Source organism: Streptomyces sp. NPDC085460 (genome assembly GCF_044541975.1).
Lineage (GTDB): Bacteria > Actinomycetota > Actinomycetes > Streptomycetales > Streptomycetaceae > Streptomyces.
This window is the reverse complement of record NZ_JBITTO010000002.1, coordinates 702,219-716,185: the sequence shown is the minus strand read 5'-3', so window position 1 is coordinate 716,185 and position 13,967 is coordinate 702,219. Positions and strand designations below refer to the sequence as shown.

Below are 13,967 nucleotides of genomic sequence, written 5' to 3'. Positions count from 1 at the left end.
TGACGGACAGCTACAGCCTGACAACCGAATGTGGCCATCCGCAAGCATGGGCCAGAGTTTCACTCGAAGTGATGAAGGCGAATCGCCTCCCTCCGACCCCTTGACCCCTATTGGTCTGGACCAATAACTTCCGTGCTGCGCGTCCACGCTCCATCCCGCCTCGCACAGGAACGAGCCCATGCGTCCCAGAGTTCTGACCAAGCTGACCCTCGGCACGGCCGCGGCCGCCGCCCTCGGCCTCCTCGCCACCCTGGCCCCCGCCGCGGGCGCCCACCCGCACCACCCCACCCCCCGGCCGCCCGCCGCCGAACACGCCCTCAAGCGGATCGGCTACTTCACCCAATGGGGCATCTACGGGCGGAACTTCCAGGTCAAGGACCTGGACACGAGCGGCACCGCGGCCAAGCTCAGCCACATCAACTACGCCTTCGGCATCGTCGACAAGGCCGGCAAGTGCGTCATCGGACCGGTGCCCGGCTCCGACCCCTGGGCCGACTACGTGCGCCCGGTCGACGCGGCCACCTCCGTGGACGGCGTCGCCGACACCGCCGAGCAGCCGCTCGCCGGCAACTTCAACGAGCTGCGCGAGCTGAAGGCGAAGCACCCGAACCTCAAGGTCATGATCTCGCTGGGCGGCTGGAGCGGATCGGCGTACTTCTCCGACGCCGTGCGCACCCCCGCCTCGCGCAAGGCCCTGGTGTCCTCCTGCATCGACCTGTACATCAAGGGCAACCTCCCGCAGGACGGCGCCCGCGGTGGCGCCGGAGCGGCCGCCGGCCTCTTCGACGGCATCGACCTCGACTGGGAGTGGCCGGGCTCCGAGGGCAACCCGGGCAACATCATCCGGCCCGAGGACAAGGTCAACTTCACGGCGGTGGTGCGGGAGTTCCGCAAGCAGCTGGACACGTACGGGCGTTCACTGCCGAAGCGCAAGCACTACGAGCTCAGCGCGTACGTGCCCACCGCCCCCGCCAAGATCGACGCGGGCTTCGAAGTCTCCAAGATCATGCGGGACTTCGACTTCGTGAACCTCCAGGGCTACGACTTCCACGTCTCCGGCGAGGCGACCGCCAACCAGCAGTCCGCGCTCTTCGCCCGGAACGACTGGAGCGTCGAGGGGACCGTCACGTCCTGGCTGCGGCGCGGCGCCCCGGCGCACAAGCTGGTGGTCGGCATGCCGTTCTACGGCCAGGGCTGGACCGGCGTGACCGGCGGCGGCGACGGCCTCGGCCAGCCCGCCGCGGGCCCCGCACCCGCGACCTGGGCGCCCGGCTCCGAGGACTACAAGAACCTCAAGAAGCTGGCGGAGTCGGGGACGTACAAGCTCCACCGGGGGTACCGCAACGGGCACGCCTGGCTCTTCGACGGCACCACCCTGTGGACCTACGACGACCCCTCCGTGCTGCGCACCAAGGCCGGCTGGGTCCGCTCGCACGGGCTCGGCGGCGCGATGATCTGGTCCCTGGACGGCGACACCGCCGACGGCGAGCTGATCAGCGCCATCGACCGCGGCCTCACCCGCCGCTGAACCACCCCCGCTCCCCCGGGACCGCCCTCCGGCGGCTCCCGCGGGGCCGCGGACCGGTCCGCTGGTGACGACGTCACCGGGGCACGGGACGGCGGCTGGTCACGGGCCGCCGTCCCCGCCCCGGCGCCGCCGCCCGGCACCGGGCCGGTCCGCACAGGGGCCGGGTCTCTCGCGCGGAGACCCGGCCCCGTCCGCGTACGCGCAGGACCTTTCCCGTACGCGCCCGGTGCGCGCCCCGGTCAGGCGGAGCCGTGGTCGCCCGGTCGGCGCTCCGGGTCGGGCGGAGCCGTGATCACCCGGTCGGCGCTCCAGGTCAGGCGGAGCCGTGGTCGCCCGGGGCCTGCGGAGGCGTGACCGTGAGGCCCAGGGCCTTGCGGACGCCGGCGCTGCCGTTCTCCGGCAGCAGCTCCCACGCCCGGTCGTACGCGCTCCAGAACGCCTCCGCGTCCTTCGCCCCGGCCAGCTTCGCCCACTGCTTCGACGCCGCGTCCAGGCTCTTCACGTACGCCCCCATGGGCGCCCGCGCCGACTGCGGCCAGGTCCGGTCCCGCAGGCCGGAGCGGGCCTGGTCGATCGCCGCGCGCACGTCGGCGGCCCAGACGCGGTTCGCCTCGACGTCGTCCTCGGGGTCGGTGTCCGGCTCCGCGAAGACGGCGTCCTCGACGGGGTTGGCGTGCGTCAGGAAGGCGAGCTGGTCGGAGGTGAGCGTGGTGCGGTCGGAGCGCAGCGAGCCCTTCGTCGGCTCCTCGCCGCCGAGGCCGCAGGCGATCCGGTGCTCCCCCTCCAGCCACGACCGCCGGTCCGGGAAGTAGTAGAGGCTCCAGGTGTCCTCGCCCAGCGTCCAGGTGTCCAGGGCGTACGCGGTGGCCATGGTCTCGCACCGCTCCTCCCCTATCCGCTCCAGTTCCTTCTCGCCCGGCCAGCGGTCGAAGCCGGTGACCTCGAACCGGCCGGTGATCTCGCCGTCGTGGGACGCGGCGCAGTCGACGACCTCGACGCCGAGGGTGTACTCGCCCTCCTTCGCGTCGTCCAGGAAGCACTCGCCGGTGCGCAGCTCCATGGGCAGGCGGGCCGAGGCGGCGTCCCGCACGCCGTCCCTGAAGCCCTGGAACGCCTCCTGCACCTGCCCGGTGAGCAGGCCGACGAGGACGAGCAGGGTGCTGACCGAGGAGAGCGCGATGCCGGCGACGGCGAGCCCCTTGCCGCCCTGCCCCCGCTTCTTGATCTGCCGCAGCGAGAAGACGCCGAGGACGAGGCCGAGCGGCGGGAGGCAGCAGACGATGCCGCTGACGAGCGAGCCGATCGCGAGGCCGTTGGTGGTCACCGGAGGCCGCCCGTACGGCCCGTAGGGGCCGGGGAGGCCGGCGTAGGGCATGCCGGGCGAGGTGTACGGGCCGGGGGCCGCGTACGGGCCCGCGGCGGGGTACGCGCCCGGCGCGGGGGTGCCGGGCGTCACCGGCTCGGGCGGCTGGGGCGGCGGGGTCGGCTCCACGGACACGTGCTCCTGTTGGGGCGGGACGAACAGACGATCGGGCGCGCGCATCGTACGCGGTCGGGCCGGGGCGGCCGCGACGCGGGGCACGGCGAAGGGGCGGCCACCGGGTGGTGGCCGCCCCTCGGGCGTTCAGGTCGTTCGGGGCGTCAGGCTCGGGTCAGAACTGGAGCGCCCAGGAGTCGATCTTGCCGGTGTCCGCGTTCGCGTTGTCGGTGACGCGCAGCTTCCACGTGCCGTTGGCGACCTCGGAGGAGGCGTTCACGGTGTAGGTGGTGTTGATGTTGTCCGAGCTGCCGCCGGTGCCGAAGCCCTTCAGCGTGTAGGCGGTGCCGTCGGGGGCGATCAGCTGGACCTGGAGGTCGCCGATGTAGGTGTGGACGATGCTCACCGGGACCTGGAGGGCGGACGGGGCGTTGCCGGCGACGCCGCTGACGGTGACCGGGGACTCGACGGTCGCGTTGTCGTTGATGGCGTAGTCGGCGGTGTTCTCGAACTTCTTCCCGGGCGGCGGGGTGGTGCCGCCGCCACCGACGTACAGCAGCCGGTTCGGGGAGCCGCTGCCCGGGTTGGTCACCACGTTGGGCGTGGCGGCGTTCACCAGGGCGGTCCCGACCTGGGCCGGGGTGGCCGTCGGGTTGTCGCCGAGGTAGAGCGCGGCGGCGCCGGCGACGTGCGGGGACGCCATCGACGTGCCGGAGATCGTGTTGGTCGCGCTGTCACCGGTGTGCCAGGCCGACGTGATGGAGGAGCCCGGAGCGAAGATGTCCACGACGGAGCCGTAGTTCGAGAAGCTGGAGCGGGCGTCCGTGCTGGTCGTGGAGCCGACCGTGAGGGCCTCCGACACGCGGGCCGGGGAGTAGTTCGACGCGTTGGCGTTGCTGTTGCCGGCGGCGACGGCGTAGGTGACGCCGGACGCGATCGAGTTGCGGACGGCCGCGTCGAGGGTCGCGTCGGCACCGCCGCCGAGGCTCATGTTGGCGACGGCCGGCTTGACGGCGTTGCGGGTCACCCAGTCGATGCCCGCGACGACGCCGGCGGTGGTGCCGGAACCGTTGTTGTCGAGCACCCGGACGCCGACGATCTTGGCCTTCTTGGCCACGCCGTAGGCGGAGCCCGCGACCGTACCGGCCACGTGGGTGCCGTGACCGTTGCCGTCCTGGGAGACGTTGTCGTTGTCCACGGCGTCGAAGCCGTTGAAGGCGCGCCCGCCGAAGTCGCTGTGGCTGATGCGGACGCCGGTGTCGATGATGTACGCGGTGACGCCCTGACCGGCGGTGTCCGGGTAGGTGTAGCTCTGGTTCAGCGGGAGGGCCCGCTGGTCGATCCGGTCCAGGCCCCAGGACGGCGGGTTCGGCTGGGTCGCGTTGATGCTGAAGACGCGGTTCTGCGCCACGGACTTCACGGCGGGGTCGGCCGCGAGCTTCTTGGCCTGCGCCTCGGAGAGCTCGACGCTGTAGCCGTTGAGGGCGGAGGTGTACGTCTTCTTGATCTTCGCGCCGTACTCGGCGGCGACCGCGCGTCCCTCGGCGGTCTCGGCCGGCGCCGAGTCCTCCAGGGTGACGATGTAGCTGCCCGCGATGGCGCCTTCGGCCCCGGCGTTCTGGATGACGCCCTCCGGGGCCGGCGGTGCGGCCACGGCGGGAAGGGTGGAGAGCGAGCCGAGGGCGACGGCGGCGACGGCTATGGCCGCGGCGGTGGAGATTCTGCGGCGCGAGTCATGCGTCACTGACATGTGAGGTGTCCTCCTCGTGGGGGGTGCTCCCGTGGGGATGGAGCCCGAGTGACCTTCACTCACGGCAGGGGCATGACAAGAATGCACGGGGTACGACACGACCCCCGCGGCTTCCGGCCGCCCTGCCGTCGACCGAAAGATTGACCGATCCATAGGAATCCCACAAGGGCACCCGCACGACGGCAACACCCTTGCCATACACCAGACATGATTGATCGTCACTTCCGGCGGAACCGTTTCCCGGCGCTCACCTGCGCGGTTCCCCGCCGGGCGGCGCGACCCCGACTCCCGCCCGCCGCCCGTGAATTCACCGCGCCGAAACACCCGGGGGCGGGCCCGTCCCCGATCCCCCGGGAGACGAACCCGCCGACACGGCTCAGAACTCGTCGGCGCCGGAGCGGAGTTCGGGCGTCCAGTACCCGGTCACGGCGACCGCCTCGTCCACGGCGACACCGCCGGCCGGGGCGGCCACCACGACGCTGCCCTCGGCCGGTCCTGCGGCGGCGAAGAGGTTCACGTTGAACTCCTTGACCACCTTGTTGTCCTCGTGGACACCGCCGCGCGAGACCCGCACGTTGGCGTAGGCGGGCGCGCCCGGGTCCAGAACCACGGGGGCGGCCGGCTTGCTCTTGGCGACCGGCGGCACGTCCTTCGCCGTCTGGATCGCGCCGAAGGCGATCAGCGGGTGGCCGAGGAGACGGCAGGCGCGGCCGGAGGTGTTGGTGGCGGTCAGGACGATGTGCTCGGTGGGCACCTCGTCGGCCTTGGCCGCGGTGATCGTCACGTCGCCGTAGGCGCAGACCGGGGCCTTGGCGTCGGTGATGCTGCCCGTTCCCGAGGCGGTCCCGGATGCGGACCCCGAGCCGGACCCGGAGGCGGTCCCCGAGCCGGACCCGGAGGCCGTCTCCGAGCCCTCCGCTCCGTCGCCCTTCGCGGCGGCGGGGGCGGCGGACGACGGCCCGGAGGAGGCCGTGGGGGCCGTGGAGGAGGTCGCGGACGGGGTCCCGGCGGAGGTCGCCGACGGCGTCGCGGAGGAGGCCGTGCTCCTCGCGCTGCCGGCGTCCTTCGCCCCCGTGTCCCCTCCCCCGCAGGCCGTCAGCGAGAGCGAGGCCGCGGCGAGCGCGGCCACGAGCAGCGCGGTCCTGGCGGTGCGGTGAGCGGTGCGGTGAGCGGTGCGGTGTGTCGTACGCATGCGGTGATCCCCCGTGGAAGCGTGAAGCCGAAGCGTGAAGCGTCGGACGAGATGTGGCCGGTCGTAGCCGAGTACAGACTCCGGCCCCGCGCTGCCGTCCCGCTTGCGTATCGCTAACGCCCCGCCGCCAGCCGCGAGAGCCGCTCCGCCGCGCGCGCCGAGCCCTCCGTGAAGCCGGCCGCCTCGGCGTCGGCGGCGGCCCGTTCCAGCTGGTGGGCCGCCTCCTCGACGCGCCCGATGCCGGCCAGCGCCTCACCCCGCACGATCCGCAGCTGGGCCTGGACGACCACGGCGTCGGGGGCGACGAGTTCCCCGGCGCGAAGGACGTGCTCCAGCGCCTGCTCGTACTCCTCCGCGCCCAGACAGTGGGCCGCCAGGTGCTGGAGGGTCAGCACCTGCGTCGACGGGTGCCCGGTCCGGTCGGCGAGCGCGACCGCCTCCGTCATCAGGACGCGGGCCCTCGCGGAATCCCCCGTGGCGTCCAGCACGGCGGCGTGGTTCACCACGGCGATCGCCTCGCTGATCGGATCCCCGGCCAGCGCGGCCAGGGCCGGCGCCCGCTCCAGGTGGACGAGCGCCTCCGTGTGCCGCCCCTCCTCGTGCAGGATCCAGCCGAGCAGCGCCCGCGTCCGGGACTCCGCGTCGGGGTCGCCGGCCGCCACCGCCGAGGCGAGCCCCGCCTCCAGGAGCGGGGTCCAGCCGTCCTGGAGCCGCATCAGCATCAGCGGCCAGGCCACGAGCGCCAGCCGCCAGGCCCGGTCGTGCAGTCCGAGGGCGGCGGATGCGGCCACCGCCCCTTCCAGGGCGGGGCGTTCGGCCACGTACCAGTCGAGCGCGGCCGAACGCCCCTCGAACTCGGGGATCGCGGCGGGCCGCCGCGCGTCGGCGGGCAGCGCGTAGCAGGGCTGTGAGCCGGGTTCGGCCGCCGCGTCGGCCGCGAGCCCGGCGTACAGGTAGTGGTCGAGGAGCCGGCGCAGCCCCTCCGGGTCGGCCTGCGGGGCGAGCCCCCGGGCGTAGAGGCGTACGAGGTCGTGCGGGGTCCAGCGGCCGGGCACCGCCTCCGTCAGCAGGTGCGCGGCGGCGAGCCGCTCCAGGTCGGCCGTGGCGCGCGCCGGGGTGGTGCCGGTGAGCGCGGCGGCGGCGAAGTGGTCCAGGTCGGAGCCGGTGTGCAGGCCGAGCGCGCGGAAGGCGCGGGCGGCGGACTCGGGGAGCTGCTGCACGGTGAGCCGCAGGGCGGCGGACACGCCGACGTCCTCGACGTCGAGGAGGGCCAGCCGGCCCTGTTCGTCGGCGAGTTCGCCGACCATCGCGCCCAGGAGGCGGCCCGGGCGCTCGGCGAGCCGGGCGGCGGTCACCCGCAGCGCGAGCGGCAGTCCGTCGCAGAGCCCCGCGAGGCGGGCCGCCGCTTCCGGCTCCGCGGCGACCCGCGCCTCCCCGAGCACGCTCGCGAGGAGTGCCGTCGCCGCGTCCGGCGGCAGCTGGCCGAGCGGCACCGGACGGGCCGCGTCGGAGGCGACGAGGCCGCCGAGCCGGTCCCGGCTGGTCACCACGGTCACGCACGCCTCACCGCCCGGCAGCAGCGGCCTGACCTGCTCCGAGGAGCGGGCGTTGTCGAGGACGACGAGCATCCGGCGGCCCGCGGTCAGGCTGCGGAAGAGCGCCCCGCGCCCCACCGCGGTCTCCGGCACCCGCTGCTGCGGCACGCCGAGCGCGAGCAGGAACTCCCGCAGCACGACCCCCGGCTCGGGCGCGGGGGTGTCGCTGAAGCCGCGCAGGTCGGCGAAGAGCCGCCCGTCGGGGAAGGCGTCCCGCCGACGGTGCGCCCAGTGCACGGCGAAGGCCGTCTTGCCGACCCCGGCCGGTCCCGTCACCAGGCAGACGGGCCCCTCGCCCGCGCCGGCCGCCCGGTCGAGCAGCCGGATCTCGGTCTCCCGTCCGGTGAACCCGCGGGGCACCCGCGGCAGCAGCTCGGGCACGGCGGAGGACCCCTGCGGGGACGGCTCGCCCACGGCGGACGGCCCCGGCGACGACGGCTCGGGCGCGTCGGGCACCGGGGCGAGGGCCGCCCCCTGGTCGCGCAGCAGCCCCGCGTACGTCTCGCTCAGCGCCCCGCCCGGGTCGACGCCCAGCTCCTCGGCGAGCAGCCGGCGGGTGCGGTGGTACCAGTCGAGCGCGTCCGAGCGGCGGCCCGCCCGGGCCAGCGCCGTCATGAGCGCGGCGGCCAGCGACTCGCGCAGCGGGTGCGCGACGGCCTCGGTCCGCAGCACGGCGGCGGCCCTGCCGTGCTCGCCCAGCTTCCCGTACGCCTCCGCCAGCGCCTCCACCGAGGAGAGCCGCAGCTCCTCCAGGGCGGTGGCGGCGGCGTCGAGGGGTCCGCTGGGCACGGTGCCGGTGAGCGCGGGCCCCTGCCAGTACGACAGCGCCTCGCGCAGCATCCGTACGGTGTCGGCGGCGTGCCGCTGCGCGCCCGCGAGGCCCACCAGCTCCTCGAACCGGTGCGCGTCGACCAGCGACTCCGGCATCCGCAGCAGATAGGCCGAGCCCTGCGTGGTGAGCTCGACGCCGTACGCCTCCGCCCCGTGCGCGGCGAGCAGCGCCCGCAGCCGCGAGACGTGCCCCTGGAGCACCGTCTTGGCGTGCGTCGGGGGCTCGTCCTCCCACAGCGCGTCCATCAGCCCCGTCACGTGCACGGCCGTGTTGGGGCGCAGCAGCAGCGCGGCCAGCAGACTGGTCCGCTTCGCCGGCCCCGGGGCGACGTCGCCGCCCTCCGTCACCACCGCGACGGATCCGAGCAGCCGGAACTCCACCCGTACCTCCGCGTCCGATCTCCCCGCTGCCCCCGGCAGCCGAGGATACGCGGCCCCACTCCCCCGACCTGCACCGATCCCACCACGGGGCGGGTATTCGGCCGAAACCGGCGCGGCGGGGGCCGGGGATCAGTCCTCGATCACCGGATTGCACGGGGAGAGGAACGGGTCCAGGCGCTCCTCGACGAGTCCCCGGCGCAGGACGCGCACCCGGAAGGCGTTGTCGGCGTGGGGGAGGTCGCCCTCGTCGGAGCGGTCGTGGAGCAGGCCCCACGAGCCGGGGAAGCGGCGGGCGATGTACGCCACCAGCGCGTCCAGCTCCTCGGCCTCCCGGCCGAGGTGGTTGGTCTGTCCGGCGGCGGTGACGACGGGCAGACCGTTGAGGACGTCGAGGGTGACCCGGCAGCTGGAGGACCAGTCGACGGAGTCGATGCGGGCGCGCAGCTCCTCGACGCCGGCCCGCAGCGAGGGCAGGTCGTCCTCGTACGGGTCCTCGGAGATGCCGAACCAGCCATGGAACTCGTACATGCCCTCACTCCAGCGGAGTCGTGTCGATCACCGGCTCGACGCCGTACCGTCGCCCGTATTCCTGGAGCTTATCGACCACGCCGGGACCGGGCGGTCCGTCGAACTGGAAGTACGGTGTGCGGCCGCTCTGGAGGGCCGCCTCGAAGGTGGCCTGCGCCTGCTTGCGGAACTTCTTGTTCAGGGTGAAGTCCGCGGGCTTGGCCTGGGCCACGTACTCGTCGCTGATGGCGTCGAACTCGCGGCCGTCCGGGTCGTTGGCGAAGCGCCGGCGGGGCTCGCCGCCGAGCTTCTCGGCCAGCTTGTCCGCGTCGGCGTCGGGCTTGGTGACCTCGATGAGGTCGCCGAGCCCGCCGTTGTCCTCGTACGGGGCGAGGCCCAGCGGGTCGCTGAACCGCAGCGGGTTGCGCACGTAGCCGGCCGGGTCGGGCGCGGGGGCGAGGCCGAGCGGGTCGGGGGTGGTGTAGCGGGCGGTCCGCGGGTCGTAGTAGCGGTGGTGGTTGTAGTGGAGCCCGGTCTCGGGGTCGTAGTACTGGCCGGGGAAGCGCAGCGGGGTGTACGCGGACGCGTCGGCGTTCCACGTCGTCACGCCCCACAGGGTGGTGCGGCTCTGCCAGGCGATGTGTCCGGTCTCGTCGACGAGTTCGGTCGGGGTGCCGATGAGGTCGGTGGCGATGGCGAAGAACCGCGCGTCGATCTCCCGCCGGGTGGCCGCGTCGTGCAGCCGCTCGGTCTGGGCGACCGGGGTCAGTCCCTCGTGGTCCCAGCTGAGCGTGGTGGGGTGGGGCAGCGCGGCGGACGGCTCGGTGGTCTGCTCGGCGAGCAGCGGGCCGTCCCAGACGAAGCGGGTGCGTTCGGCGACGGTCACGCCGTCGGCGGCCAGCCGCTCCTTGGCGACGCGCCGGCCCAGGGGGTCGTAGCGGTAGCGCCACCGGGTGCCGTCCGGGGTGGTGACCTCGGTGAGCCGGTCCTCGGCGTCGTAGGCGTACGTCCACACGTCGGGCTTCCGCGACAGCCGGGTCTTGGTCCGGCGGACCAGCCGGCCGGCGTCGTCGTACGCGTACCGGTTGGCGCCGGCCTCGGTCACCCGGGTGCCGGTGTAGGCGCGTCCGCCGCGGGCGTCGCCGGCGGCGAGGCGGTCCGGCCAGCCGGCGGAGACGGGGTGGCCGCCGCCGTCGTAGGCGTAGGACTCGCTCCAGCCGTCGGCGGTGACGGCGGTGACCCGGCCGGTCGCGTCCAGGCCGTAGCGGCGGGGGCCGCGCAGGGTGTCCTCGGACGCGACGAGATGGCCGTCCTCGCGGTACGCGTACGTCCGCAGGTTCAGCCGCCGGCCGCCGCGCGCGAGCTCCTGGGCGGTGAGCCGGCCGGCCGCGTCCCAGTCGGACGTCAGCGTCAGCGACTCCCCGACGGTGCGGCTCCGTTCGCGCCCGGCCGCGTCCCGGGTGAAGACGACGGCGCGGCCGGCGGCGGTCAGCTCGGCGGACCGGCCCGCCGCGTCGTGGGTGTACGTGGTGACGTGGCCGCCCGGGGTGACGCGCCGGGTGCGGCGCCCGGCCGCGTCGTACGAGAACGACAGGGCCTGCCCGTCGGTCAGTTCGGTCTTGACGTGGCCCCGGCGGTCGTAGGCGTACGTCAGCTCCGCGTCGGGCCCCAGGGCCCGCAGCAGCCGGCCCGCGGGGTCGTACTCGAAGGTCGTCACGGCGCCGCCGGCGTCCTTGCGGACGACCCGGCCGAGGGCGTCCCGCTCGTAGCGGACGGCCGTGCCGAGCGGACCGGTCCGGGTCAGCACCCGGCCGAGCGGATCGACGTCGTAGCCGACGGTGCGGCCGTCGAAGTCCGTCTCGGCGACCAGGTGGCCCACCGGGTCGTAGGAGTAACTCCAGCTCAGGCCGAGCGGGTTGCGGACCTCGGTGAGGCGCAGCTCGGTGTCGTGGACGAACTCGTGGCGGGCACCGTCGGGGTCGGTGCGGGCGGCGAGCAGGTCGAAGTGGGTGTACTCGAAGGCCGTGGTGCGGCCCTGGGGGTCGGTGTGGGTCAGGCAGTTGCCCTCGCCGTCGTACGTCCACGACTCCACGGCGCCGTCGGGCCCGGTGAACCGCGCGAGCCGGCCCTCGGGGGTCCAGACGTAGCGGGCGGTGCCGCCGGAGGGCTCGGTGCGGGCGGTGATCCGGCCGAAGGCGTCCCGTACGTACGTGGTGGTGCCGCCGTCCGGGGCCGTCTGCTCCAGGAGCATGCCGGTGGCGTCGTGGCGCATCAGGGTGGTCGCGCCGAGGGGGTCGGTGACGGAGGTGAGGTGGCCGCGCGCGTCGTGGGTGTAGCGGGTGGTGTGCCCGGCCGGGTTGGTGACGGCGATCCGGTTGCCGTGCTCGTCGAACTCCTGCCGCCAGCGCTGCCCGCCGGGCAGGGCCAGTTCGACGGGCCGGCCGGCGGCGTCGTGGGCGGCCGTCGAGACGCCGCCGTCGGGGTGGAGGGTCTCGACGAGCCGGCCCTCCTCGTCCCAGCGGAACTCGGTGCGGGCGCCGGGACCGCCGTCCGCGCCCGGCTCGGTGCGGGACAGCAGCCGGTCGTCGCGGTCGTAGGAGAAGCGGACGGTCGCGCCGGTCGGCCAGGTCTCGGCGACGACCTGGAGGTGGCGGTTGACCGCGTAGCGCCAGGTGTGGCCGAGGGAGTCGGTGACCGTGGTGGTGGACAGGCCGGTGTCGGGGTGCGGGTCGCCGTAGTGGAACTCCGAGCGCAGGTGCCCCTCGGCGCCGGACTGGGAGACGCAGCGGTCCCGCTCGTCGTAGACGAAGTCGTAGCGCGAGCCGTTGGTGTCGGTCCAGGAGGAGATCCGGTCCTCGGTGTCGTACGCGAAGCGGGTCGGGACGCCGCCGGACCCGGTGACCCCGGTGAGGCGGCCCTCCTCGTCGTACCCGTACCGGACGACCTCGGTGCCGCCGACGCTCAGCGAGGTGATCCGGCGGTTCTCCGTGGTGAAGCCGACGCGGTAGCCGCCGGAGTGGACGAGGGCGAGCGGCGCGCCGTCCTCGTCGTACTCGGCGGTGATCGTGCGCCCGTGGCGGTCGGCGATCTCGCCGAGCGGGGCGGTGCCGTCGCCGCCCGGCTCGGCGCCGGCCGGGGCCAGGAAGTGCCGGACGGTGCCGGTCTCCGGGTCGGTGAGGGTGTAGCTGCCGTCGGCGTGCCGCTCCAGCGGCCAGTGCGGCCCGGCCTCGGGGAGCACCGGGGCGCCGGGGGCGGGGTGCGGGTAGGGGACGAGGAGGTTGTCCTCGCCGTGCAGGACGACGCCGATCGGGTCGACGGTCAGCCGCTGGTCGATCGTGGACGACCAGCTGTCGCCGAACCAGCGGCCGGCCCGGTAGGAGGACTCGAAGTCCCGGCGGAACACCAGCGGCAGGCTGCCCGGCAGCAGCACGTCCTCCTGCGGCAGGAACATGCGGCCGGTGGCGAAGTCGACGGGCTCGCGCCCGCACCGCTTGCCGTCGGGCCTGCGGACGGTCTCCCTGAGGTCGTCGGCGCGGCGGGCCTTGGCGGCGTCCGCGAGCTCGTCGGCGAGCCGCACGCCCTTGACGCCGGCGCCGGCGCCGCCCGTCGCGACGGTGAGGACCGCGTCCGGCACCAGCGTGCCGAGCCCCTCCGCCGGGTCCTTCATGAAGTCGTCCAGCATCTGCTTGCCGGTGCCCCAGGGGTCGTTGGCGACCCGGACGAGCCCGGCGACGGTGCTGTTGAGGTTGGTGACGTACTCGGCCGGGTGCGTGATGTTGTACGGGTCCAGCGGGTTGACGCCCCGGACGAAGTTCACGATGCCGGCGGTGCCCTTGATCGCGCCCATGGCGAAGTGGGTCTTCATCAGTTCGAGCTCGTCGAGCCCGTCCTTCAGCTGCTCGCCGTACGAGGGCTTGGGCGGAGCCGCGTCGCGGGCCTTGCGCACCGCCGCCCGGGCGGCCTCGGCGGCGGAGTTCCGCTGCCGGCGCGCCTCGGCGAGCATGTCCTGCGCCTCCTTCATCCGGTCCTTGCCGGGGTCGGAGAACTCCCCGGGCCGGGGCGGCAGGGTGGCGGGGTCCCGCTTGTCGGCGGGCGTCGCGTTGTACTTGTCGACGGCGTCGTTGAAGCCGTCGACCTTCTTCTTGTGGGCGTCGAGGGCGTCCTCCGACGCCTTCGTGCCCGCCTTCCACAGGTCGATCGCGGCCTGGGCCCGGCCCTGCGCCCAGGTGACCGTCGACTCGAACGAGTCCAGCGCCTTCGCCGCCTCCTCGAAGGCGTCCGCGCCCTTGAACCACTTGGGCGGCTCCAGCTTCACCGTCCGGCGGAAGGCGTCGGCCGCCTGTCCCTGGAGGGACTCGGAGTCGAGCCCTTCGAGCCCGAGGCCGACGTCGTTGAAGGCGGCCGAGAAGTCACGCAGGTGGGCGGCGGTGGAGCGGAGCTTGCCGGGCGAGCCGTAGATCAGCTTGGTCTTGTCCTCGGTCTGCCCGAGATCCATCTCGTCGACCTCGGCGCCCATCCGGTTCGCGAGCGAACGGGACTGCTCGCGCACCCAGTCGGCCCCGGACTCCCAGCCGACGTCGTCGAGCCGGTCGGCGGTCCAGTTGCCGACGTCCTCGACCCGGTTGCCGGCCCACTCGACACCGTCCTCGACGGCGTCCTCGATGACGTCCGGCGTGATGTCGCTGACAAGATCCCCGATACCCACG

Annotated in this window: 8 protein-coding genes; 2 read left to right on the top strand and 6 right to left on the bottom strand. The window is 74.2% G+C overall.

Features of this window, described 5'->3' with window-relative positions; genetic code table 11:
- Nucleotides 1-178: 178 nt before the first annotated feature.
- The gene (locus ACIGHB_RS07490; RefSeq protein ID WP_360314368.1) at nt 179-1,528 is read left to right on the top strand and encodes a glycoside hydrolase family 18 protein; all 1,350 of its coding nucleotides are present in this window, start codon (nt 179-181) and stop codon (nt 1,526-1,528) included.
- Nucleotides 1,529-1,841: 313 nt separating this feature from the next.
- Here ACIGHB_RS07490 and ACIGHB_RS07485 read toward each other — a convergent pair whose 3' ends face one another.
- The 3 genes from ACIGHB_RS07485 to ACIGHB_RS07475 form a co-directional block, all read right to left on the bottom strand.
- Complete coding sequence (locus ACIGHB_RS07485) at nt 1,842-3,026, bottom strand: DUF4190 domain-containing protein (RefSeq protein WP_399910340.1); 1,185 nt, start codon at nt 3,024-3,026, stop codon at nt 1,842-1,844.
- 154 nt (nt 3,027-3,180) lie between these two features.
- Nucleotides 3,181-4,755: a S8 family peptidase gene (locus ACIGHB_RS07480; protein ID WP_399910337.1), complete on the bottom strand. Its 1,575-nt coding sequence runs from the start codon at nt 4,753-4,755 to the stop codon at nt 3,181-3,183.
- 376 nt (nt 4,756-5,131) lie between these two features.
- The gene (locus tag ACIGHB_RS07475; RefSeq protein WP_360314425.1) at nt 5,132-5,578 is read right to left on the bottom strand and encodes a DUF4232 domain-containing protein; all 447 of its coding nucleotides are present in this window, start codon (nt 5,576-5,578) and stop codon (nt 5,132-5,134) included.
- Between ACIGHB_RS07475 and ACIGHB_RS07470 the strand changes: the two genes are divergently transcribed.
- Complete coding sequence (locus ACIGHB_RS07470) at nt 5,577-5,912, top strand: hypothetical protein (RefSeq protein WP_399910486.1); 336 nt, start codon at nt 5,577-5,579, stop codon at nt 5,910-5,912. The genes ACIGHB_RS07475 and ACIGHB_RS07470 overlap by 2 nt on opposite strands.
- A 148-nt stretch (nt 5,913-6,060) precedes the next feature.
- Here ACIGHB_RS07470 and ACIGHB_RS07465 read toward each other — a convergent pair whose 3' ends face one another.
- The 3 genes from ACIGHB_RS07465 to ACIGHB_RS07455 all read right to left on the bottom strand — a co-directional run bounded on the left by ACIGHB_RS07465 (nt 6,061) and on the right by ACIGHB_RS07455 (nt 13,966).
- The gene (locus ACIGHB_RS07465) at nt 6,061-8,754 is read right to left on the bottom strand and encodes an AfsR/SARP family transcriptional regulator (RefSeq protein ID WP_399910334.1); all 2,694 of its coding nucleotides are present in this window, start codon (nt 8,752-8,754) and stop codon (nt 6,061-6,063) included.
- 129 nt (nt 8,755-8,883) lie between these two features.
- A complete protein-coding gene (locus tag ACIGHB_RS07460; protein ID WP_399910331.1) occupies nt 8,884-9,282 on the bottom strand; it encodes an Imm7 family immunity protein in 399 nt (132 codons plus the stop codon).
- 4 nt (nt 9,283-9,286) lie between these two features.
- Nucleotides 9,287-13,966: a putative T7SS-secreted protein gene (locus ACIGHB_RS07455; protein WP_399910329.1), complete on the bottom strand. Its 4,680-nt coding sequence runs from the start codon at nt 13,964-13,966 to the stop codon at nt 9,287-9,289.
- Nucleotide 13,967: the final 1 nt, after the last annotated feature.